A 283-nucleotide genomic window follows, 5' to 3' on the forward strand; every position below is an offset into this window, starting at 1 on the left:
TAAGATGGTGGAGCTATGCAGGATCGAACTGCAGACCTCCTGCGTGCAAGGCAGGCGCTCTCCCAGCTGAGCTATAGCCCCATCGGGATTCTTCTAATTTGTTATCATGTAATTTGTGTAGACACTCGTGAAACCGAAGTTTCCATTAAACTGTTTTTACTTCAAGATAAGGAGGTGATCCAACCCCAGGTTCCCCTAGGGTTACCTTGTTACGACTTCACCCCAGTCATGAAACACAAAGTGGTGACCGTCCTCCCGAAGGTTAAACTAGCCACTTCTTTTG

Annotated in this window: 1 tRNA gene and 1 rRNA gene; both read right to left on the minus strand. The window is 47.3% G+C overall.

What is annotated here, in order from left to right:
- Window positions 1–5: 5 nt before the first annotated feature.
- Window positions 6–81: transfer RNA gene (locus H4J76_RS19620), tRNA-Ala, on the minus strand.
- An 86-nt stretch (window positions 82–167) separates the two neighbouring features.
- A 16S ribosomal RNA gene (locus H4J76_RS19625) occupies window positions 168–283 on the minus strand; the annotation flags it as partial.

The organism is Colwellia sp. BRX9-1, from assembly GCF_014077195.1.
Lineage (GTDB): Bacteria > Pseudomonadota > Gammaproteobacteria > Enterobacterales > Alteromonadaceae > Colwellia_A.